Annotated in this window: 9 protein-coding genes; 2 read left to right on the forward strand and 7 right to left on the reverse strand. The window is 56.3% G+C overall.

Going from position 1 to position 25,098, the window contains the following annotated elements; translation table 11 throughout:
* Positions 1-336 precede the first annotated feature (336 nt).
* Positions 337-1,461: an aromatic ring-hydroxylating oxygenase subunit alpha gene (locus NB063_RS30225; RefSeq protein WP_250933208.1), complete on the reverse strand. Its 1,125-nt coding sequence runs from the start codon at positions 1,459-1,461 to the stop codon at positions 337-339.
* Positions 1,462-1,811: 350 nt separating this feature from the next.
* Positions 1,812-3,740: an adenylate/guanylate cyclase domain-containing protein gene (locus tag NB063_RS30230; RefSeq protein ID WP_250933210.1), complete on the reverse strand. Its 1,929-nt coding sequence runs from the start codon at positions 3,738-3,740 to the stop codon at positions 1,812-1,814.
* Positions 3,741-4,068: 328 nt separating this feature from the next.
* On the opposite strand from NB063_RS30230, the gene NB063_RS30235 reads away from it, so the two are divergent.
* Positions 4,069-10,950 carry an FG-GAP-like repeat-containing protein gene (locus tag NB063_RS30235; protein ID WP_250933212.1) on the forward strand — a complete coding sequence of 2,294 codons (6,882 nt, stop codon included), beginning with the start codon at positions 4,069-4,071 and terminating at the stop codon, positions 10,948-10,950.
* A 97-nt stretch (positions 10,951-11,047) separates the two neighbouring features.
* Here NB063_RS30235 and NB063_RS30240 read toward each other — a convergent pair whose 3' ends face one another.
* Together NB063_RS30240 and NB063_RS30245 are read right to left on the reverse strand one after the other, a co-directional pair.
* Entirely contained in the window at positions 11,048-12,868 is a 1,821-nt protein-coding gene (locus tag NB063_RS30240) for a hypothetical protein (RefSeq protein ID WP_250933214.1), read from the reverse strand.
* 200 nt (positions 12,869-13,068) lie between these two features.
* Complete coding sequence (locus NB063_RS30245) at positions 13,069-16,770, reverse strand: caspase family protein (protein ID WP_250933216.1); 3,702 nt, start codon at positions 16,768-16,770, stop codon at positions 13,069-13,071.
* Positions 16,771-16,894: 124 nt separating this feature from the next.
* Here NB063_RS30245 and NB063_RS30250 point away from each other — a divergent pair, with 124 nt between their 5' ends.
* Entirely contained in the window at positions 16,895-18,898 is a 2,004-nt protein-coding gene (locus NB063_RS30250) for a vWA domain-containing protein (protein ID WP_250933219.1), read from the forward strand.
* On the opposite strand, the gene NB063_RS30255 is transcribed toward NB063_RS30250, so the two are convergent.
* The 3 genes from NB063_RS30255 to NB063_RS30265 all read right to left on the reverse strand — a co-directional run bounded on the left by NB063_RS30255 (position 18,881) and on the right by NB063_RS30265 (position 25,051).
* Complete coding sequence (locus tag NB063_RS30255; RefSeq protein WP_250933221.1) at positions 18,881-21,691, reverse strand: serine/threonine-protein kinase; 2,811 nt, start codon at positions 21,689-21,691, stop codon at positions 18,881-18,883. The two genes, NB063_RS30250 and NB063_RS30255, sit on opposite strands and share 18 nt — an antisense overlap.
* A 127-nt stretch (positions 21,692-21,818) precedes the next feature.
* Positions 21,819-22,421 carry a hypothetical protein gene (locus NB063_RS30260; protein ID WP_250933223.1) on the reverse strand — a complete coding sequence of 201 codons (603 nt, stop codon included), beginning with the start codon at positions 22,419-22,421 and terminating at the stop codon, positions 21,819-21,821.
* Positions 22,422-22,579: 158 nt separating this feature from the next.
* On the reverse strand, positions 22,580-25,051 hold the full coding sequence (locus NB063_RS30265) for a dockerin type I domain-containing protein (RefSeq protein WP_250933225.1): 2,472 nt from the start codon (positions 25,049-25,051) through the stop codon (positions 22,580-22,582).
* Positions 25,052-25,098: the final 47 nt, after the last annotated feature.

Genomic DNA, 25,098 nt, shown 5'->3' on the forward strand with positions numbered 1-25,098 from the left:
CCGACCGCGGAGCGTTCGGCCACATTTTTCAATTCTGCTCGTTGCAACCCACCTAGCAAATCTCTCGACAGAACGTTGACCGAGCTTGGAGCTGATTCAACCTGCCACACCTAGCCCGCGTCGCACTCCGCTGCAACAGAAAATGTGATACCGGCTTGCGCTGCCGCTCGCCTGTGGTTGCCGCGTCCAAGAAAAAAGCCGCGAAAGAAAAACCTGAAAAGAAATACTCGCATCAACCGGATCAGAGACACCGCCTCATGAAAGGTGGAAGAAACAAAAGATCCAGTTATCTCTGCTGCGTTTAACACGACCGTTTTACTTTTGTGCTAATCGCTGTTACCTGTCATCAACTTTGGTTCGAGCGACGACGTATTGCTGGAATGCGTGAATGCGCTCTTCGCAGCGGCCTAGCACGCCCGCCTGCTGACTGCTTTGAAGTCCGGCTTGAATGTCGGGGATGATCCCTAAATCCTCTTTCATGATCGATCGGGTTACCGCACCCTTGAAACCGCCCCAAAAATTGCCCAGCCACCGGCGCGGACCGTGTCGGGTTGTGCCCAGATTGCCGAACTGCCGTATCACGGCCATCGAACTTGTCGGGCCGGTGGGGATTACGTAGTGAATCAGACTGATCGCATCGGTAATTGACATCATCAGGTTGGGGAATACGTGGTGCTGCCAGTATTCGTTGCTGACGGGCGCGCCGAGCATTCTCATCACGGTCGCCTCGCCGCGTTGTACAAATTTGTCCAAACGCGAATGTGGGCTGAACGGCAGCGGAGTTCCAAATGCCGATGATAATTCGTTGATAATGTGGGTACTGCGATGCTCACCCGGGTCATCGCGAAAGGTACCGGCGTGAACACTGGGCACGTGATACGCTTCCAACGAGTTTTCAATCGGAACTTTCCAATTGGCCTGATACTCCACGTCCGCGTTAAGAAACTGTTTGGTCTGTTCGCCGAACCGCAACTGGATGACCTCGAAGTATTCGCCCAGAAAATCTTGCAATCCCGGGCCGTCATCCGCTATCGAAACAAACACGATCTGCCCGCACGTTTCAACGCGGTGCACCGCGATTCGATCGCCCTGCTCGGGATACGGCGTGAAGTTCTTCGGCTGCGGAATCTTCCGCGTCTTCCCGTCCGGTCCATATTCCCAGCCGTGATACTGGCAACTCATCCGCGGACTGTTGCCGCGCGACTGGTTGGTCAGCAGACAATGCCGATGAGCGCATACATTCGACATCGCTCGCAGCTGCCCGTCGAAATTCCGAACTTGTATGGGGTGTCCAAATAGATTGCGTGTAATGAAATCACCGTGGGACCTCAATTCGTCGGTTGTGCCCACAACATGCCAACCGGGGACCAGCAAACGTTCACGCTCACGTTGATACTGCTCGACGCAGAAATAGTCACGCGGGGCAAGCAAGTGTGGCAATCGGGTCTTGCTGAGAAACATTTTGGCTATCAAACAAGCTGGTGACAGTTGATCAGAAACAAGCAAAACAGCGGCATTGTTTCAGGCTATGGTAATGATTGCCTTTGGCCAAGTGAAACCGGCTGAGGAACGCGAGGTTAGAAGTCACACGTCGTGTTGTTGGTACGGGCGAACACGCGTTGCGGGGTTGGTTTGAGACACCAATCTGGTTGGATGGCTTCGTGTTTTTGTTTTGGGGATACGGGGATCGGAAGACGTTCAGGCTGCCGCTGAGAGGTGCTGCTTGCACCGGAGGGCTCGCGCCCTTCCGCTAGCATGTTTCGATTGCCCTGGTGGTTTCGCGGGCTTCCGCTAAGGTGCTTGGTGGGCGATCATTTTCGTACGAGGCGTATTACGTGGTCGACTTCGGTATTTTTGGCGGCGATCGAATCAACCACTCGTTGCAGTAGCAACAGGCTCGGTTCGTCGTCAGGGAAGTTTGCGACCAGCTTGATCAACTCGGCCGCCGATTGCGTCGGTTGCCCGTCACAGTACGCCGACAATGCTTGTTCATAACGATCACGCAGTTCTGTCCAACTCGCGTTTGGGTTGCTCGCGAGTTGATGGATCAAGAGATGCGACTGAACACCAACCGGCTGCACCTCCGCAATTCGGCGGAACTGTAGATTCACACTTTCGCCTTCGATTGCTTGATACGGGTTGCTCCGCACGGACGCTAACGTTGATTCGCTCACTAACGTTGTGACACCAAACTGTTTCGTCATCCCCTGAATTCGGCTCGCGATGTTGACCGTGTTGCCCAGCGGTCCGTACTTGAATTTCAATAACGAGCCGGTGTTTCCCACCTGTGCCATCCCGGTATTGACGCCGATCCCGATACCAAAACGATTCGGCGTGATCTCCTTCCATCGCTCACGAATCGGTTCAATTTGCCCCACCATTGCCAATGCCGCCTGACAAGCCCGCGCGGCGTGGTCGATCTGTTCGTCAGGCGCCCCCCACATCGCCATCAGTTCATCGCCGATGTAGTCAACCAAAACCCCGTCGGTATCCAACACGCATTGTGAAAGCGTCGTGAAGACGTCGTTGATCCACTGAATCGTTTGACGCGGTCCGATTCTCTCACTAATCAAACTGAACCCACGGATGTCGCAGAACAAGACGGTGACTTCGGCATCGCGTCCTTCGAGCAAGTTTTCGTTTTGTTGGAGACGACTGAGCACCTCGGGCGAGAAGAACTGATTCATCGATGAACGAAGATGCTCTTCACGACGGCGAGCCTGCTCTTCGCGCTGTCGCAGGATCCCGGCGGAAACGGCTCCCGCCATCACCTCCAGCAACGCCGCTTCGAGATCACCGATTGGAACGTCGGCCGAATCACTGCCCAGTTTGCGATCACCGTAGAGAGCCCCCATGATGTTTCGGTCCGCATCCATCAATGGGGATGCGACGGCCCGGTCGAGCAACAACAGCGATGAGCCCGCCGTGTACATAAAGCTTTTGGGTTCAAAGACGACTGTCTGTTCGTCACGCAGCAGTCTCGACAGTATCTGCGTGCTCCCGGCGGGAAGCACCATCGTGTCGCCCGCCTCATCCTGTTGCCATGACGTATTCTGTTGCCGCGAGTTAGCCGAGACGACGCGCCAATTCGAGCCGTCTCGCAAGATCACGTAGGCGTTGTCGAGCGAAATCATCTGTGCCGCACTTTTCACGGCGGCATCCAAGAATTCATCTGACCCGGCAGATTTTTGAACGACCTCGAGAGCCTGATTGACGAGTGCGACGATGATCTTGCCTCGATCAACGCTGGCATCGTCGTTGAGAAACGCGTTGAGGCTCGCTGGCGCCTCTTCGAGCTCCACACTCGAGAACGCCCCCTGCATGGTCCGCATGCTGTCGTCGTCATCATCGGCCTTGGACGCCATCCTTTCCGATCCAGACAGGACGGCGACCGAAACCTCGAATCCGCTGGGCAGACTGATCTGGCTAACCCGGCTGACCACAACCGTTTCGCCTGGGAACAGATACCGCTGCTCGCCCTGAAGCTCAAAAGACAACGTACGGTGCACATTCCGAATCAGCACAACGCCGGATGGGCCGCCCTCAATTCGAATCGCTTCGCGAGGCACCGATAGGACATCCGCGGGCGTGATCGCCACGCGGAAATAGCTGCCCAAATCCTGGAGCGAGAATGGCCCCGAGTCCTCCTCACGCAAACGCCCCAATTCCAAGGGTAGCGGCAAATTCCCGGTAAATACCTGTCTTCCGTCGCGATAGACGGTGAGGGCGACTTCGTTCACAGGTAGGCCGTCCGCAGCATCGTGGGCAAATTAGCGTGACAGACGGATGAAAATCTCAAGACACACACGAAAGTTGAAACGGCGAAGGTGCAAAACGCTCAAAAGTACGAATACCAAGCACTCTACCAAAAATAGAAATCCGGGTGTGTCGATCCCAAGGCGTCACATCTCATCTCGGGGTCCAGCTAAACTGAGCTAGTTACGCAGAATACCTGGTTGCAGCAAACTGCCTCCCTGACTTTACTGGGGGATTGCGTCACCCTTGAGTGGTGCGGAATCCCCCACGTGGTCCATCTCAAGCGCCTCGGTCGCCTCCTCGGATTTGAAAATGAAGTTTCACCCTAGTCGCCGCTCCCCATCAAGGAAATCCCGCGTAGAGCAATCGCACCGGCGGCTAAAACTTGAATCGTTGGAGAGTCGTCGTTTGCTCGCCAGCGATGTGATCATCGCAGAATCCGGTGACCGATCATCTTATGACCGCACCTTTGATGGGCCGTCCAACACCGCGACGTACAGCCCTAATGTCGTCGGCCTGAGTGGTCCGCTCCGCGCCGAAATTTTTGCCTTAGACCTGCAAACGGATTTGGACCTTGGCATCAACGTCATTGTCGAGACCACCGAAGCGGGTTCGTCAGACCCGGGTGATATCACGCTGGACGCGGACATTCTGAAGACACTCGGGGGCAATGCGACACTCCGGTTCAACGCGGACAACTCCATCATCGCGTCCAACAGTACCATCGCATCATCGGCGGGAACACTGGACGTGACCTTCAATGCCGACCGAGACTTCAACTCGACAGGCGGTATTGTGATCAACTCATCGGTGGCCATCGACAGCAACGGAGGCGACGTTGTGTTGGGGGGCGGCTTGGATCCGTTGACGGAGTTTGCCTCTGATTCCACCAACAGTCGCGATGGCGTCTTCATCGCCGGGAGCGTGCTGACGTCGGGCGGCGATATCGAGATTCGTGGGCGTAGCTTTTCTCAAGCCGGCGCCGATGGAGTGGAACTGGCATTGGGAGCATCCCTTGACTCAGGTGCCGGTGCAATCCGCATTCTGGGTGAAGGCGGGGCCGGATCCACGGACACAAGTGGTGACATCGGCGTCAGAATCAACACCGCGACGATTCAATCGAACGGGGGCGGAATCGAAATCCGCGGGTCGCACCGTGATCAACCGGCACTCGATGGTGTCGCGACTGAACAAGACGGTGTTCTCATTTCTGATTCGCGAGTCGAAGACTTTGGTGCCGGAGCGATCCTCATCGATGGGGTCGCTGGCAATGGTCTTGCCGGTAGCCAGGGTGTGAACATCACCGCCTCCGAAGTCTCCATCACCGAAGTTCGCTCCAATGGTGGAGGGATCATGATCAGCGGTCGCGGAGTCGGCACGGGCGACTTTAATTCCGGGGTGGACTTTTTCTCAAGTGGGCAAGTCACCATCTCAGACAGTGCATCGGGTGACATTCTCATTACAGGAACCTCTCCAACAAACGATCCTGCGAACTTTAACGCTGGAATCGTGGTGCCAAGTCAACTGACCTCGATCAACACCGGAGGTAACGTTTCGCTCCTGGCATCTGTCGGCCCCACGACATCGCCCATGGGAACCACCTTCAGTCCGCTCGTGTCCGCTCAAACACTCAACCTTGACGGTGAGTTCTTACCGGGCAGCGTCAACGTTGGAGACACGACGTTTGACGCAAACCTGAATTTGGGCGACGCGGCGATATTGAATTTTGATGTCAATGGAGTGACACCGGGAATTGATTCGGATCGCATGTCCGTGGTGGGTACGGTCAACCTCAATGATGCGACCCTGATGACGACGGGTACCATTGCAAGCAATTTGGGCCAAACTGTCGAAATCATCAACAACGATGGTAGTGATCCGATTGTCGGAACGTTTGCCGGCCTACCCGAGGGCGCCTTCACGACGATCAACGGACTTGACTTTGCAATCAGCTACATCGGTGGCGATGGCAACGATGTCACACTGACTGAGATCGTCAATACGACCATCAGCGGAACGGCGACCGATGACACCATCTTGTTGAGACTTAACTCGGCCCCAGCGATTCCCGAAATCGAAGTGCTGATCAATTCCGTACTGACGCACTCCTTCCCGCTGGGCAGCATTTCCGACCTGACCATCAATGGTTTGGACGGCAGCGATACTTTGACGGTGGACTATTCCGGCGGCAACCCAGTCCCCGCCGGCGGAGTCGTGTTTGACGGCGGTTCCCGACCCGGTGATGTGGATTCGTTGACCATTTTCGGCGGATCAGCGAGCATGGTCACTCATACGTTTCTCAATCCGAACGATGGGTCTGTCGATATCGATGGTTCGGTCGTGAACTATGTCGGATTGGAACCCATCACGGACGACATGAATGCCAACGACCGCGTCTTTAACTTCGACGGCGGAACGGAAACCATCAGCCTCGGAGCAGATCCTAACAAGGCCGGTGCCAACCTGATTGATTCATCACTGGGGGAAAGCGTTTCGTTCACCAACCCCATTCGGTCGCTCACGATCAACAGCGGTGATGGAGACGACGTGATCAACATCACCACATTGGATTCGGGAAACCAGTCGTCGTTGATCGTTGACGGTGGCGGCGGCACGACAGACATCCTGAAGATGAATGGTGTCAATCTCGACACCAATGGTCAGGGTCGCGGCTTGGAATTGCGCGAACTCGAGACGATCGACATCAATACGGGGACGATCAGTAACAACACCGCGAACCTCTCCAACGGTCGCGGGGGCGGTATCCTGATTGAAAATTCAACCAGCGGAACAAACACGATCGCGATGATCGATACCGTCACGATCACAAACAACACAGCAGATTTTGGTGGCGGCGTCTATGCGTCGGGAGTCGACCTCACGATCGAAGATGCGACCACTATCTCCGGCAACAGTGTCAGTGTGGATGGTGGCGGCGTTTACATCGATGGCGGATCGGTCTCGATTCTTTCAACCACCATCAGCGGTAACACCGCAGGTGATAGCGGTGGCGGTGTGTATGTCGACTCAGGAGCACTGACCCTGGAGGTTTCGACGATCTCGAATAACCAAGCCTTAGGTTCGGACAGTGGCGGCGGCGGGGTCTACTTGCTGGGTTCCGGTCCGACCAGCTCCCCGTTTTCAATCATCGACACCCGTTTTGCTTCCAACAGGGCCTCGTCTGGTGGCGGTGGTCTCGAAATCGTCGATAATCCGGGCACGATTACCGATGGCATCTACGAACTCAATTCGGTCACCGGTGGCGTCCTCGATAATCAGGGCGGTGGTGCCATCGTCGTGTTGGCAAGTTCCCCCATCACCTCGCCCGCAATCTCGATCACTGGAGTCACGCTTCGTCAAAACACCGCTCCAACAGGCGGCGGCTTGGCGGCGGTCAATCCCAACTTGACATTGGATTCGGTGCTGATCGAGAACAACTCCACCATCAACACCGGCAGTGGCTTTGCAACCGAAGGAGTCGGCGGTGGGATTGCGGTACTCGGCGACGTCTCGGGTGGCGTTCTCTCCATCGTCAATTCAAAAATTCAAAACAACAATGCGGTCAGTGACGCGGGCGGGATCGGCGCCGCGGACGTTGACGTGACACTGACCGATACCACGATTACGAGCAACGGATTCTCGGTGGCCATCGGAGGCCGAGGCGGGGGCATCGGGGTGCAAGGCATACAGCGCACCCCCGTGCTGACTGCGAATCGTGTCACCATCGACAACAACGTTTCGATGGGCGACGGTGGCGGTGTGGGCGTGATTAACGCTGGTTTGGATTTCACGAACGTGACCATCAGCGACAACGAATCGCTCGCCGGCACTGGTGGCGGGCTGGTCTACGACAACACCGACCCGGACACCATTCTCAGCATTGCGTTCTCTACCTTTGCCAGTAACACCGATCCCACCTTCCCTTCGAACATTGCTGCTGCGGGTGCGTCGATTGACATGTTCGCGACGCTGTTCGCTGACGGTATCGGTGTCTTTGATCCAGCCTTCACATTCAACTCGCTGGGATTCAACACTAACAATTCGATGCCGCCGGGGCTCAATGACCCCACCGACATCAACATGTTCGACACCCCGCTGTTGGACCTGGCCGATAACGGGGGTTCAGTGGCGACACGTCGAACAGCGGTAGAGATCCCGCAGGTCAACGACCGCGTCACTTCTTTCGGAACGCTCGTCGACGCTCGCGGTGTGACCCGATCGAGTAGCGTCGACCCGAACGCCGATGTCGGTGCAGTTGAATTTGTCGGAATTCGGATCACCGATTCACTCGGTCAAACCAACATCACCGCCAATGAAGGCGATGGTGTCCTCACCGTTTTGGTTGGACCGGATCACACCCTACCGGGTGTTGCCAGCATCGACGTATCGCTAGTCACCGCCGGGACAAATCCGGCAAGTATTCCTGGCGATCTATCCGCTACCAACTCAACGTTGACCTTCCCGGCGGGCGATTCAACCCCACAATCATTCACCATCACCCTCACCGAAGACGGAGAAATCGAATCGACCGAAACGTTTGGTATCAACGCGACCACAACTTCGCCGTTGATCGATGCGGCTACGATTCAGAGCATTGGTGATCTCACCGACAATGACGTCTTCACACCGATCTTCGATTTGTCGCTGATCAAATCGGTCGATAAACCGGTTGCGTCTCCCGGTGCCGACCAAGTTACCTACACCATCACCGTCACCAACGAGGCCGATGACCTAACGGATCCGTTTGATGTGACCGATGTGTTGCCCGACGGTTTATCGCTCGTCTCGATCAACGCGCCCGGAGCCACGTCTCAGAGTTTCGATGTTTCGACTCGTGAAATTTTGGTGCAGTACGCCTCAATCCCAGCAGCCGAAATTCGCACGTTCACAATCACCGCCAACGTCCTTGCCTCCGCGACCGGTGCTCTCACCAATACGGCAACGGTTGTTGCTCCGACGGTGACGGAATCCGACACCCTTAACAATTCGGATAGTTCGAGTGTGACGCTGTCTCCGGTCGCGGATGTGCGTGTCTTCAAGACGGTCGATATTGCGACCGCTCAACCGGGACAACAACTCACTTACACGATCGTTGTCGACAACTTTGGGCCCGCCGTCGCCGCATCCGTCACGGCCGTTGACACGCTTCCGTCAGGAGTCACGTTTGTCAGCGGGACCGGCCCCAACGGTCCGCTCTCGGCATCCAACGGAATCGTGACGGTCGACATCGGTCAATTGGCACCCAACGAATTCACTCAATTCACGATCGTAGTAACGATCAACGACGCCGTCATTAGTGATCAGGTGAACTCCGTCAGTGTCAGTACGATCACCGCCGAAACGGATTCGACAAACAATACGGACAACGCGACCACGAGAATTGCTCCGTCCAACGCGTCCGTCGTGGGCCATGTCTACTGTGACGCTAATGGCGATGGGATGGAAACCCCGGGCGAGGAATCGATCGGGGCGACGGTGTTTATCGATTCGAACAACAATGGACTGCTGGACGGCAACGAAACCTCAACACTGACCAACAGTCTCGGCGACTACTCGTTCTCATCGCTTCCGAGTGGCACTCAACAGATCACCTTGATCGTTCCCAATTCGACGTGCTCCGCGGTGCCAGCCAAATTCCCGGCGATTGGAACGGGAGTCGAACTGGGCGAGGTCATTCGCGACGCGTTTGCGTTCGACGTTGACGGCGACGGATTAGACGAGTTCCTGACGGTTGCGGAAAACAGTCGTGACCTCATCATCGTCTCGGCGTCTTCGTTCCAATCGGGACTCAGCTCGCTGCGTATCCCACTAGATAATCGTCCACAGGCCGTTCATGCGTGGCGACCTCTGAGCGGCGGGTCTCCCTCACCCGAAACCTTCAGCACCTCGGCATCGATTGCGGTTGCGGCGTTTGGTGGCGAGTTCACAGACGTCGACGGACTACAGAAAACGAACCCGGGTGTGGTCTACACGATCGACGAAGCGGGCAACGTCGGCCAATTCGCTGCCGGTCGGGGCCCCATTGACGTCGTCGTCGACGACTTTGATGGAGACAATCTGCCGGACTATTTGGTCGCGTCCTATTTGAGCAACAACTTCCATCTCAAACTCAGCGGATCGCAATCAACCGTCCAGATCGGGACTGCCAATGGAGCGGTGCACGTTAACTCCGCCGACCTGGACGGTGATGGTGACCGCGATTTAATCTTAGGTGGCTACGGCCTGGGCGAATTCAGTTTGGGCAGCTTGCAGGTTCGTCTCAACGACGGCCAAGGTAACTTTATGGCCCCGATGAGCGTACCGTTTTCCTCGAGGCTGATCTCGACCGCCGCCGCGGATGTTGATCGAGGTAGCCAAACCAACCCTTCCAGCGCAGAACTGATCGCGTTGGGAGTGGACGGACGTGTGACGGTCTATTCGGTGAGTGAATCAGGCGTCAGCATGCTCAGTACGCTCAAGTTGGAACCGGGAACAAGCAAGATCGTTGCGGGGCTGATCGATGGCGACAGTGAGATCGACTTGGCCGTTGTGCGAAACAAGCCGAGGACGGTCATCTCCAATTCCACCACCCCTGCGAAGAGTGCGATTGACCTGTTGCTCAACGACGGTTCGGGCAACTTCAAACTGGCGCGGTCGACGGACGAAATAGCGAACCCAGTAGCGATCGCATTTGCGTCAGTGGAAGACTTCGATCGCAGCGACCTAGTCGTCGCAGAACAATCAACCGACAACCAAGGCGGCTCCACGACGTTTCTGCGACTGGGGTTGGATCAGCAATCCGTTACCGTTTCTGGCGGCATCGTCATGACGGCAAATTTCAACCCGTCGAGCGATCATAGCCGGTTTGACGTCAACGGGGACGCTCAGGTGACGACGGTGGACGTTCTGCAAATCATCAACGAAATGAACGCGTCCGAGTCCGGCGCTTCCGAGCCGACTCAAACCGCAGCGGGCGAGCCCAACGCGACGAACCGTACCGTGGTTTCAATACCCTCGACGAAAGACGTCAATCAGGACGGACACGTGACGGCATTGGACGCGTTGATGGTGATCAACTACATCAACTCGCTCGATTCGGGGATGGCGTCCGCCGAACCGACGTCCAACGCAGAGTCGCTTGCCGCAGTGAGCGACGATGAGACTCACCGTGAAGCGGTGGACGCACTGATGCTAGAACCGGGAACGTTATTCTAGTTTTGATAAAACACGTTGGTCCCATTTCGCTCCGGACCGCATCGATTTGGCCGTCAGGAGCCGGCCATACTACCTGCCACAAAGTAGCGTTGGCCAGCTAGCGGATGTAGTTGACCTGCAAGATCGCTTCGTAGTCGAATTGCTCATCGAGTCCGTCTCGCAGTGGGACGGACATCGCTGGGGTCAAGATGAGCCCATTGTTAAACACCAAGTGTGTACCGAAGGTCGCATTCACGATATCGAATTGATTCTTCAAATTCGTGTACGTGAAATTAGGGGCACTCACAATGTCGCTGTCTTCGAGCGTACTCGTGTAGTGAATTTCAGCATTCGCTAGGAGGGAGTTCAGGTGCGCCTGAGGATCACGGGTTTGATACAGCAACCGGGTTGCGGAAACGTCGAGGTGCATCAACGTCGAATCGCGAAAACGTCCCGCCATGTCCATGCTACCCGCAGTCGGATTGATGAGGTTGCTGTTGACCAAGACGGGATCCCCACCCGCGGCGATGTCAATTTGCATGCATCCCTGTAACGACCAGTTATCGTTCCAACGATAGAGCACCCCCGTAAACGGCTGGATCTGCACGGACTCGTTACGAATTTCAATCAGGTCATTCCCGCTCCTCGAAATTCGCGTGTCATCAGCCGTTGGTGTTCCAATGCCAAGGCCACCAGCCCATAAGACTTTATCGGTCCTCAACAGCGCCAGCTTGGTGATGATGGTGAAGTTGCCGATCTCCATGTCGCGGTCTTCCGGCCGACTCAGGTTTTGATCGCTTCCGTATGTTGCCGCAACCGGGAGTCTCAGTTCGACCGAAACGAGATCCTCGATCAAGACTTTTTCGAGACCCGCGATGAAACGGCTGATGTCACCGAGTCCGCCGAAGGCGTCATTGAAAAAACTGTAATTGACGAAACCTCGGTCTCGCACCTCGGGACTGAAGTTCTCAGAAATCTTTACTCGACGAACAGACACCCCAGGACCTGGTGCGGGACGATTGGACTCGTCGCTTCCTCCGATTAACTGTTGATACTCATACTCGATGAACCATTGATCCCCATTGGCGATGTTGGTGTAATCGTTGGTACTCGGCGTTTGGGTTGCGTTCGTATCGGTGTAGGTTGCGGTACCACCTTGAAAGCTGAAACCGGGTCCCGGAGCCAAGTTTGCATCGGTCGGTGGGATCGGCTCGGCAATTTCAAAATGGTTGGTAAAGGCACTCCCACCAATGGATTGCCCTGTGCCAGAGACCGCGAAGACGTCGGGATTGAACCCGCCGCCACCGATCCTGTCATACGTCGGCAGTGCCCCACGGGTGCCCGTTGCATGAAAAGAGAAGGGTGCAGTGATGGTCGCGGTGATTTGGGACAAGCCGCCTCCCTGAAAGTCACCGATGATCGTTGGTGCGGCGCTGAACGAACTTTGAGTGCTCGCGAATGATGACGTCAGATCCGAGGAGCTGATGTTGTCAAAGTTCGTGCTCGGTGACGTGGGTGCGGCATTCTGGTTCGCGTTCGCAAATGGATCCGCTACGGGCGCGTCGCCGGGCGCTGTCGATGGTGCCGCACCAGGTGTCGTTGATGGTGCACCAGGTGTCCCCGCCGCGTCGTCAGTGAAAGGATCCGCCACTGCATTTGGTGACGTCACCGGCGGATCAAACTGTGACGGACCACTTGGACCGTACGCCTGTGGAGCTTGAGTGCCATAGCTGGGATGCCCCTGAATCGGCGATCCGTTCCAAACATGCGGATTGCAGGGATCCACGACCACCGGAGCAGGGCAATCGCCCACCCAAACACCATCACCCCCGAGTGCTGATGTGACTGTCGCCGGGGTCGCCAGAATTGCAGCAAGCAGCATCGCTCGACGACCTGTCCGATATTTCCTGCCCCATTGGCCAAACTTACGGTTGCTCACAGTCTTCCTCTCAAATGGACGATCCCAGCAGAAAGGCGCAGCGAAAGCTGAAAAAGCCCTTCAATCCTTGCTATCGGTACACCCATTTGCGGGGGAGCATTCAAAACAACTCGGAAAACCCGAGTATTTTGACACAATGAGCTCTAAATCCAAACCTGTTCCGATCCCAGTGTTTAGGGGACAAAGGCAAGCCAGGCAATCTACAAAGATGTCAGCGGCAAATCGATCCGTTGGATCAATTCCGGCGGACTCGCCGTGGGATGCTGCTGCATCTCATCCGCCTCGGCGTCGGCGGATACCGTCGCGGTCACGTATCGCACCGTTTCATCGAGTGTTACGGAGCCATCCCGATTGTCGTCGGCGGCGCCGCGAAGCCCTTCGACGAGCCGATAGGTAAAACGCCCCATTCCTGATTCCACGACTTCTGCAGCCACTTCGTTTCCCTCGCTAGCGGCGAGCGTCATCACGCGATCGTTTTGCAAATAACGCAATGCCGCCTTGAGGTCATCGCCTCGAGTCTGTGATTGCACCGCGCCACTGTGGCAGGAGTCGAGGATGGCCAGTTTTCGACACGGCAGACTTGAGAACAGCGATAGATCAGCCATTGATAGACAGTCTTGATACTGATCATCCATGATGTCTCGGTAGGAGGCATCGGCAGTGATAAAGTACCAATTCCCAGTCCGTCGGTCTCGCAATCCATGCCCGCACAAATACATCACGACGACGTCATCCGGACTCACTTGCTGGCGTAGTTGCTCGACCGTTGCTTCTGCATAAATGCGCCAAAGAGGTCGAGTAGCCTGATTGTCCACTAGCTGCTGTGTCGTCACATCGTAGTGCTTACTGGCATGTTGACGGAACGTGTTTGCCACTGTCGTGGTGGCAGTGGCCGGAAAATCAAGGGGTGGGATGTTCGCATCGGCATATTGCCCAATGCCAACGCCGAAGACATGCATTTGTGGTTTGGTTTTGGAGGATTGTTTGAGGTCCTCTTCTGAGCGAGTCAACATGATCGATTCGGAATTGGACGTGCCGCTTTCGGTCACGGCCACCACCTTCAACTCCAATTGACGCTGGCGTGGCAACGCGAACCGCCACTGAAACTCGGCCCCCTCCCGGCGAACCTCTTCGCCAGGGATACCGTCAATGAAGGCCCTCACGATCGCCAGCGGGACTCCGGGCGGACTCTCAACTTGCGCGACAACGTCAATCGCATCCCCTCGGATACTGCTATCCGCGGACGGCGAAAGTAACTCGATCCGCGGACGTGACTGAATCTGGTTCACAATTGCGGACTCGCCCGGCGCCGGCCCGCCCCCCATCATCTGTCGCATTGCCGCCGCCAAGCTGCCGCTTGTCAATAATCGACGCATCACCTCAGGACGTTCGAGCGTTTTCTCGAAGTGGTCAGCGGTGAAGAAGTCGACATCTTCGCTTAACCCGCGATTGAGTTGCCAACCAAACCGACGGTTCCCCATCAGCGAAGCGTTGTAGATCCCCGATGGCGTCCACAGCGCCCATTCACGCTGCGAATCAACCATCAACGTTGCCAACGGATACCAAGCGGGAAACATCTGAAACTTCCCGATCGATCGTCCTTGACGTTCATACTCAAACACAACTTGGGTATCGAACGAAACCGTATCGAGGGCGGTGCGGATTTCGCCAGGCGTCTCGGCAAGCTTGACCTCGCCATCGGCAGTTGGCCACCGGATTCGGGCGAGCCGGTCACCCGTTCTTACTCCACGAAAATACAAAGGCCCCGCGTCGTCGACCGTTTGGACCACCGCATCCTCATCCAGTTCCGCCCCCCAGCGGTTGATCGAGTCCGAGACCGACGCGGCGTCCTTGAGGTTCCACACGTTGACGAGAGCATCATCACCACCGGAGAACAGATAGTCGCCATTCGGAGTCGCTGAAGTGGATCGAACCGCACCCGAATGCCCTCGATACCATCGTTTGAGCGGGGGTGGTTCCAAGGAGTCGTCGGCCGCAGGAGACGGAACCGCAAAGACATAGACACCGTTTTGTCCATCCGTCCCCACAACGAGCAGGTCGTTCTGTCCGTCGCTGGACCGCACCGTGCTAATGGTGGTGGGACGCCCGTGCCGGGTCGGGTCGAGCGGCAGACGCCCGATCTTTTCATCGTCTGCATACCAATCAAAAGCGTGGGCGGTATCGGGGCTCGGACGCAGCGTCCACATCTTCGGCAATCGCTGGCTTTTCAAAAACGCATCTTGATCGAGTTGCCCGGTCCCCTTCAAACTCACGTTGTTCAGATCGAACAGCTCCGAGATCGGTTTGTTTTGCTCTCGCGATCGAGAGATACCGACACAAATCGCATCTTCGTTCGTACCGACCGCCACGCGAGTGATCGGCTGCGTGGGTGATTGCAACGTCTGGGTCGGCTTCGTTGCGATCACACCTGCATTGGTCAGCGGGTAGGTTTCAACCCGGGACCCGACTCCTAAAACGATGGCATCTCCTTGCGAATCGAAAACGCCTGCCGAAGCCGTCTGGCTGAGTTTTAATTCGGATAATGGTGCAATGGCCGAGGGTTTCAATTCATGAACCGAAACGGTTGCCGCCACCGGCGTCGCTCCAGCTTCCTCTTCGGTGGCCACGATCAATCGAGTCGACGTTGCGTTCATCCGCACCCAGAGTGGTCGCCCTTGCAATGCGATATCGTCGTATCGTTTCCAGGCTCCATCTTCGCTTCGATTGTACAGCCGCACGACGCGAGCCGAATAGCAAGCCACCGCGAGTAGGAGCCCATCGTCTGACGTACAAAGATCCGTGATCAGGCCAGGGATCTCGTCAGAAGAAACATCCGTTTCGGACTCGCCGTTAAATCGCGTCGCCGTCAATTTCCAAATGGGATATTCGACCGGTCCTTGGTTGAACCGAACCAAGCGGGCGGAAATGACATCATCACCCGACCAAACAACCGGATGGAATCCGCGAAAGTTTCGCAACCGAGTCGCATCCGCCTCCGACAACACCTCGCTGTCTTCGTCAATCAAAATCTGCGGCGTCCAGATCCCGGATGTCTGATCAGGTTGCCAATTCACAACGCGACCAAACAGATCGGCAGACACGATTCTTTCACCGTTTCTCGACCATGCGACCGAGTCAACCGCTTGGCGATGAGCCTGGTCGTAGTTAACCAGCGTCCGCTGCCATTTGCCTGTCGACAGACGCGCGATCCAAATTTCACCCGTGCCGCCCATCGCGCCATAGCCCGCCAACGCGATCTGATCCCCATGCACCGCCGCGTCATAGATCCAACCGCGAGGGCCGCGCCAAACTTGCCACCGGATCGTTCGCTGATGAATCCAATTCTGCTTATTCCTGGGATCACGTTGCCAGACATGTAAGTCCTTGTCTTCGCCACCGGTAACCAATCGTTCCCCATCACTGGCAAGTGAGATCGAACGTATGCGTCCGGTGTGTCCCGAATAATTCAACCGCAGTATCGGGCGATCCTCACCCATCGCGTCATCGTCGAAACTTTCGATTGACTCCTGATTGGGCTCGTCCGATACAGCAGCCTTGCCATCGTCTGTTGATTGATTGAGGTCCGATTGAGTCGTCACCATTTGGCCGGGCAACGCTGACTCGGACGGCAACGTGGGCGAGGTTCGCGTTTGCCCATTGGACGTGCCTGAGATCAACGAAGCCGCCTGTCGGTCGGAAGGCAAGGCGGATTCGTCCGGCAACGCAGAGCGACTGTTTGGGATGTTGCCGTAACCCATACCCAAATCCGTCGGCAAACGGTCTTCAGGCGGAAGCGGTTGGGCCGTCGGATAGTCGAGCGGAATGGATTGGCTCAACGCGGGTGTCGCGACAAGGATCAACACCCATAAAGTCGCAACAATGCGGTAGATGAAAAATCGCATGATTTCCTGTGCTCAGAGTGGATGCGTCTCACGTTATGATAGTCTATGGGGAGCAACGAAGCCCACCCATTTGGGAGACGTTTCGCGTGCCCGTTCTTTCCAATGGTTAAATGTTATGTCTGGAATGAAGTACAAATCCGTATTACTAGCCGCGATCGTTCTTTTAAATTCGCCCCACTGTGTCGCTGGCGAACCGCTTCCGACGGTATCGGCTGCGATGCGGACGCTGTTTTCTCCGGCATCGGTTCCCGCTCGAAAGACGATGGGACTTCTGCAACGAAACTTTCTTGACGTTGCAGGACAGAAAGGTGAGCTTGAGATTGCGATTGTCGTCGATGGCACCGAATCCATGGCGGATGAGTTGGCCGGCGTGCGTCAAAGTATCAATCGCATGATCGCAGACTTAGTACGACTGAGAGGCGACAGCGTTCGGGTGGCGCTTGTGATTTATCGCGATTCAGGGTCTCCCTCGGGAGACGTCGAAACACCTCTCCCAGATTTCGTGTCAGATCCGCAGATCATCGAGAAGGGCATTGAACGACTACAGCCCGAAAGCGGGGCCCCCTTCTTCTATGAGTTGATGGACGTCGGACTCCATGAGGCGATCACGAATTTGCCCTGGAGTGAGGATCCATCGGTTGCCAAATGGATCCTTTTGTTTGGTGATGCGCCTCCGTACGAAGTCGCCTATCACGACGAGGCATTCCCTGACGCGAAACGTCGATTTGCCGACGAACTGTTGATCTCCCTCGCATCACGACGCGGAATCCAAATCCACTGCGTGTTATGCAGCAGCACCGACAAAACCAAAGAGTCGTATCAGCAATCGATCGGTCAAACCCGCCGCGTGATGGACCGCCTGGCTTCTCAAACCGGTGGCATGGTCCTCGATCTCTCCTATCCGGTCATCCGGGAAGCGTTAGCGGGCGTAACCAATGAACCGCAGCTGGAATACACATCGATCGAACCGATATCGGAGATTGATGTTACTCGGTATCAGAAGAAGAACGACAACGATCAGGTGATTCGAATTGCGGTTCTGCCACATGAGCCGATCGAAACGATGGGATTCGGTCCCGATCGTACGTCGACGCAAGTCGCCACAGCCCTCGCGGCACAATTCCGCACCATGCCGGGAGTCCGCGTCAAGAGCGTTCTCGACGTCGAAAAACAGGTTCGGCGAATGCGGGCGGAGGGGCTCAGCGGGTCGGAGGCGATTCGCGGTTTGGCCGGACGGATGCGAGTGGACTATATCGTTTGGGGACGGATTCAGGAGTCGCCTGCGATCACGTCGGTCGCCTTTCGCCGCACCGACGGACGTCCCATCATTCGCGTCGCTCACAACGGATCGCCCGATGGGTTGGCGGACGTGGTACTGACCGCCGCGGCAAGTTCGCCCGAACAAGATGCCGTGTTTTCGCAGTTCGCCAAACGCATGTTGCGAAGCACCACGAAAACTCAGTGGCTTTCCTCGCTCTCGTCCGATCCGCCTCTCGTCAAGAACCTGTTGACGTCGATGGGAGCGTTGGAGCAGTCGCTCGGTCTTGAGATTGGCAGCGCGGAGTCCGATCGGATGCTTGCCCAAGGAAAAGCCGCCGCGACGCTCGCAATCCAAATGGAACCCGCTCATCCGATTGCCAACTGGCTGCTCGCCAACATCGCGTACAACCAAGCATTGGCAGCCTTCAACCGAGGCGAATCAGAATCAGCAAGCGACGCGATGAAGCTGTGTCGCTCGTCTTTGCGTTTGGCGGATCAGAACAAGAACAAAATCCAATCCTCGGCGCTTCGCAGCGAGATTGAAGCTGACTACCGTTTGATCGTACGCAAAGAATTCGACGAAGCCATTGGCATCTACGAAACGATGACCGATCCGAGCATGCCTGATGACAGCCAAGCGCGTGGACATTGGATGCTAGCCGGGTTGTATGCCGGCGACTGGGGGATGGACGCCACACGTGTCGATCCCGAACGATCGCGGGAACACGTCGTGGCATTGATGGCCAATTGGCCGGATCGTCCCGAAACCGAATTGTTGCGACGTTGGTTGCGATGGGACGACGCGACGAAGTCCACTCGACACAATCATCTGCCGAGACTAAACGATGTTTTAGTTGGAATCGAATGAATACGTGATTCGATTATTGGGCGGCGTCGGGGCTCGTTCCTTGGGTTCCGCTGCTGGCGCTGGCTTGGGCGAAGGCACCAAGGACCGAAGCCGAGCATGAGTCCAATTGAATCTGGCCAAGGTTCCGTCACCACATCCGACGATCAACAGATCGTTCGTTTCATCAATCAGTAAACTTTCGGCGGACACCGGTCCGATCTCGAGCCGCGTCAAAAACTGCGCGGGATCGTTCGCGCTGCCGACCCATACGGATCGATCCGTCCCCGCGGCAAACCAACTTCCATCGGCGGACAGAACCACACTTCGAACAGGTCCGCTGTATAGCGGAACCATCTGCGTCGTCACCTGATCCGCCAGTCGAATCAGCGATACCGATTGGTCCGTTGACCCCACAAGCATGATCGAATCGTTAGTGCTGGGATGTTTCGCCAGCGCGATCGTGCTGATCCCATCCTGAGCGATCGAATCAATTGCTTGCTTTGCATCGAGCGAGATTCCGTCATCGAGAGTCACGCGATGTTTTGTTAAGACGCCGCTTGCGTGCCCGATCCAAAATTCGCGTTCCGCAGACCGTGGGTCGCCGAAGAGGACTTCGCAGTCTTTGACGCCCAACTGCGTGACGGGTACCGAGGCCGACGACGTGTCACTGCCTTTCATATCACTCCACTTCAACGCAGCCAAATCACCATATTCGAACTGCAATAGCAAAACATTGCCTGCCCCCGTGAAACGAAGTGACTTCGGGATATCACTCAGCTCGGTGCGGTGCACGAGATCACTTGGGGATCCGTCCGCTTGGGCATCAACGACGACGAGCTGTTGCTGCTCCAACGCGACCGCTGCGAGTTGCGGTTTCTCAGGATGGCTGGTGACTGCGAGGACGTTCGATTCGAACACCCAATGCTGCGTCGGCGATACCGGAAAGTCACTCGAACTGACGTTTAGCAGTGACTGCGTCGGCCAGACAAACAGACTTTCACCTGCCCCCACAAAAAGCCATTTCGCGTCCTCGGATAGACAAACAGCCGCAGAGTAAAGAACGCTCGAGCCGATGTCGTCAAGAACCACTCCCGCCAACTCCGACGGCTGCACATGAATGCTACCTTCATCGTCGGTTTCCTTTTTGACAACACTCCATATTTTAGGCGTCGAGTCATAACCGGCTGTCAAAAAGCCCGCGTCTTTGCCCAGCGGGACGAGGACTTCGATCGCGTCACGATGCGCAAATGTGATTTCAGGATTGACCGTCAATAGCGCAGGGTTTGCCTCAACTAACGATTCAAAATTCGCTTTGGATTGGTTCACATCATCGCTGAGTTGCCACTTCGGAGGAGCAACGATGACCTGCTCGCCTCCGCCTGAAGGTTCCTCACCGGACGGACTCCGCGTCATCCAAATGCCGCCGATTAATAGGACGCACGCGGTGACCCCAATCGCGGGCAAAGTGATTTTTGTTGGGAAACGTTTCGCCCGCGGAGCATCCGATTTCGATTCTCCAAACAGGAAGGCATCCGGCGGAGAAGCCAATTCGTGAGACGCCGGTCCACCAGCAGATTGAGACCCCATCGCAGCACGCACTTCAGCTGATTCAAACTTTGGCTGAAGATCAGCCGTTTGATTGGTGGGAACGCCTGGTACCCATGTCCCGTACGATGCTTTCGATGCCGCATCGTCGGTTAATATCGGCGAGCCACCCTTGCTGTGCTGGACAACTCCACCGGTCAGGTTCTCTTGATCGAACGTTTCGACGCCTTGGGCCGCAGGGCCTGAAGGTCCGGGAACGATTTTCTTGCCCGGACGGGGCGTTTCCACGAACGGGTGGCTGAGTTGCCCAGTTACCGCGATGCCGGACTTCACTAACGCTTCGCGAACAGCACCGATGAAATGAGAATTGCTTTCGTATCGGTTCCGCCAATCACGGTGGGTCGCACGACGAAGAACAGCTTGCTCCGGTTCGTTCAATCGACTGAAGTCTAACCTACCCGTCATGTGTGCCTGCAGCACCCGGTGCACGCTCTCGTCGCTGATCGGCAACGTACCGGTGCGAAGATGGTAGTAGGTCACCGCGAGCGAATACTGATCGCTGGTCCGCGACGGTTTCCCATCAATCGCTTCGGGCGACATATACGCCGGGGTGCCCGAGGGGTTAGTCATCGTGACTTGATTCCGCGACAGAATCCGAGCCAGACCGAAGTCGCAAAGCACCGCCGAGTCACCAATGAGCACGATGTTGGCGGGCTTCACATCGCAGTGCTGCAACGACACGGGACCTTTGCCGAAGTCGTGGATGGGTGAATTGAGAAAGTCCATGCCTCGGGCGATCCCTTCCATGAACTTCAGCAATTCACCGACGGGGATTCTGCTCTGAGGATTAGGATCACCTTTCTCCGGCAAATACTTTTCGAGACTCGCGTCCCCAAGCGACATGCCGACAATGAGCGTTGCGGGTTGCGATTCGGCTGCAACGACGAATCCGGATTGACCTCGGGTATCCAGTTCGATCGCATCAATCGTCTGCTCACCATCATTGTGCGGCTCAGGAATCAACTGCCCTTCGGCATCGAGCTTCCAGATCGCGGTGATTGGCATCAGGTTGGCGTGCCGGATCGACTTGATCCGCTTGATCGCCTCATATTCCTTTTGCCCGCGACCGCCCTCGAGATCGATGAACTTGACCGCCAGCATCACGCCGCCTGGACCGGTTGCCCGCCATACTTCGCCAAACTGCCCTTTGCCGAGATATTCCTGCAGCCGATAGCCGGTCGTAAACTCGTAGCCTCGACGCAATATCATGGCATGCCTTCGCGAATAGCCGGATCGTCAATGGGGTTGGAACATTCTGGTTGCTGGAGGAACGCCGTCGAACAACACCCCGTCCTTCCTTCAACTTAGTCCAAATCTGACCACCCGCCAATTCACGTCAGTGAAGGAGAGTGTCCTTTACCTTCGCGATCAATTTCGGCTCACCGTCGGTCTCGTACGCGCCTTCGCCGCCTTGTTTTCGCCCCTGCGTGTATTTCAGCCACACTTTGGCGTATCCCGCGAAACCTTCGTAATCCAATCCCCACGTTCCCTCGCCAAACTGACCGCAACCATTGGCGTACCGGCCGCGACCACGGGCGATCAGATCGTCTTGGCAACCTAAGTCGGACAGCCCCGGCACATCGGCAAACGCTGCTCCGCCACCGACAAACCAAGCCGTGTACCGCCCAAATCGAGTCTGAGGACGTCCGCAAATAGCCCAGCACGCGGTTTTCTTAGAATGCCCCGTTCGCTCGCAATTATCAGCCAGATAACGTTGCGGCGGGCAATCACCTCGATTCCGATCACCCGGCTTTTCACACCACGGCTTGCGTGGGAAACCCGGATCGGTATCGACACCGTGACAATGACACTCGTGCAAACCACATTGGTTGCATTCGAGGTGTTCGCCCGATTCCTCCATCCAAACTGCATCGGTGGCGGACGCGACGACCGGAGTGACAACGCAGAATGCGATGATGATTAAGGAGCAAACACGCATTGGATTGGATTCGCTAAGAAACGGAGACGGGTTTTCAGCCACCCTCCTAGAATCGAACCAGTGGAACCGTTGCCTTCATTGCAATCCGTTTTGCCGCGATGGGTCACCTGAGCGATCAAACTCCCGCAATCCTCAAAGTCGCCTCCGGGACGAGGTAATCAATCTCCGAATGGGTTTCGATTGAATTTCTGGTAAGGAATCCGCACTCCGCCAATGGTGAAGGCATCAGAACGCAACTCGGAAGGCGGTTCAAAACCACGCTGTCCCGCGAACGTCACCACATCGTCTTGGTCGACGCCGTCACCGCTGACTCCAAATCCGCCAGCGAGTTTCGTATTGCCATTAACGTAGATCGCGGAGCTTCCCGGGAAGAAAACGACACCATTCTGATTCGCACGCTTGGTATCAACCATTAAGTCAGGCAGCCCATACACCTTCACCTCGGCATCACCAGGATCACGGAAATTCCGCATCACATTAAACGCGTCAAACGCCTTGGTACTCGCGTGGTCTGCAGCGGCATAAACGTCGAATGACAGCGGCGCATCTTTCACCAGATTCTCACCCGTCAAGGGATTGATTCCGGGCAATCGCAACATGCTCTGCGGACCGACTTCGAGGCAATTGGTGGGCGACTGGTCGCACCCGGATGCAAGTGAAGGGTCAAGTTCGGTGCCGGTTGGAAAGCGGGGTTCCGCCAAAAAACGGAATGAACGGTTCGTCAGCGCGGTGCCCAACGGCAGCGTATCGCCGGAAGCACTATCAAGTGAAGTCGACGTCGAATCGCGGACGCCATCGCCGTTGAAGTCGACGCGATCGGCGAGTTGGATGTCGTCGGGGTCGGCGTAATAGGCGGTATTTCGTGCCTTCGCGACGGCAACATCGATCGAGAAGATGGTCGCGTCTGGCATCCGGTACAGCCCGAGTAACTCGCCGTTGGTATCGGCAACGGACAGCACCATGCTAGTCATCGCACCAGGCCGGAATCCCGCGTCGATGTCCAACCGAATCGCCGCGCGAGTCCGTTCCGCTTCGGTGACCCCGGTGGTAATGATCTTTTCAACGTCTTCCGCCGTCAGTCCGCCTGGCGTGGGACTGTCGTGCGGCACCACCAACCATCCTTCGGGAACGGGTTGACCTTTGATATCAGCCGCATCGAGCCCTACATCTTGATTGGCACCCGAATCAATCCCTCCTCCCAATTGCCGGCCTACCTGGAGTAACCGGTCGATGCCAGGAATGCGATGCTGAGGACTCGGCGTTGGTCCGTAGATTTCCAACGTAAGTCCCACCAAATCGATACGCCCGCTAAGTGCAACGAAATTGAATTTTTGCCCCTCAGGGAGTGGATAGAAACGCGAATTAAACTCGGTGAGGTCGCGGTCGAACGCAGATTGCCCTACCTCGATCTCCCCACCTGCCGCCGCGATAAAGGCAGCAAACTCGGCCTCGAGGACTTTGTCCGCGTTGGTGCGTGCTTTTTCGGTTTGTCCGACGCCGTGCTCAAACCCTTGTTCGTACGTTGCGAATCCGTCTTCCCCGGGAAAAAAGACTCCAATCCCGCCGACCAGATTGACGCTTTCACTGCGGGGACTTGTTTTCCGGTTACCCTCATCGTCAACCGTCCCCTTGAAAAGCGGAATGCCGCCCGGCAATGTCGCGATTCCACGTGGAATGGCGTTCTTGTCGAGCCCAGACTGTTCGCCGAAACTCTCCGGCCAAGTGCGAAAGAAATCGTCGGCTAAGGCTGGAATGAATGCCGGGTTGGCATTGAATCGCGACTGCAATTCGAAGTCATCGGCGGTTCCACGTATTCCATCGCTGCCGGGATGTGTTTGGCTGTCTCGGCTCTGGTGTTCGATCGCGAACAAGTCGACTTGAGGTGTGAACGGGATCTCGGGCGGAAAGTGCCCGCCGACACCAATCGGTGCCACGAATCCGGGTCCACGATAGTTGGGATTCTCATGCGTCGGTGACGACTCGACTTCGCGTTGCGTGTTGGTCGACTGGCTGATGAAACGAATCGTGCGGCTGGTCAGCGGCGCCTCATTGCTGCTAAAGAACGCCGCCGTGCGGGCTTTGGCAACCGCTCCGTCGATCGCAAACGAAAGCTTGGAGGGGTCGCCCGTTAGTTTCTCTGAAACTTTGGCCTCCACGCGGACGCCCAAGATGCGACCGGAGCGATCGACAACCGCGATGATCGCATCTTCGCTGGCCGTTGCCATCGACGCACGCTTGAGAAGGATCTCGACATCGGTTTTCGTCAGCTGATTGTTGGCATTCGCGGCATCGTTCGTCGAAAGTGTGGTTTTGAATTCACCACTGGTGGCACTGGCGTCTTTCGGGAGAGCCTTGAACTGCGCGTCCGTCAGCGTGGTCGCGGGAGCCGGTTCGGCATGAACTTGGTCGTTGAGGTAGTTGATCACTCTCAACGCGTCGAGCGGTGTGACCTGTCCGTCCGCGTTAACGTCCGCCCGCGTCTGTAGGATCGGTTCACCCGAAACACGAAGCCCAGACTCATCATTGAGAATATTGATGATCGCGAGGGCGTCCCGCGCGGTCACGTAACCATCTTCGTTGACATCCATGGCCACTAAATCTTCCGCCGCGGCGGCCGAAGAGGCGGTCAACAATTGCCTTCTCTCCAACTGCTCGCATCGGAGGGCTCGACGGGACA

The sequence above is a fragment of the Aporhodopirellula aestuarii genome, from assembly GCF_023701485.1.
Lineage (GTDB): Bacteria > Planctomycetota > Planctomycetia > Pirellulales > Pirellulaceae > Rhodopirellula > Rhodopirellula aestuarii.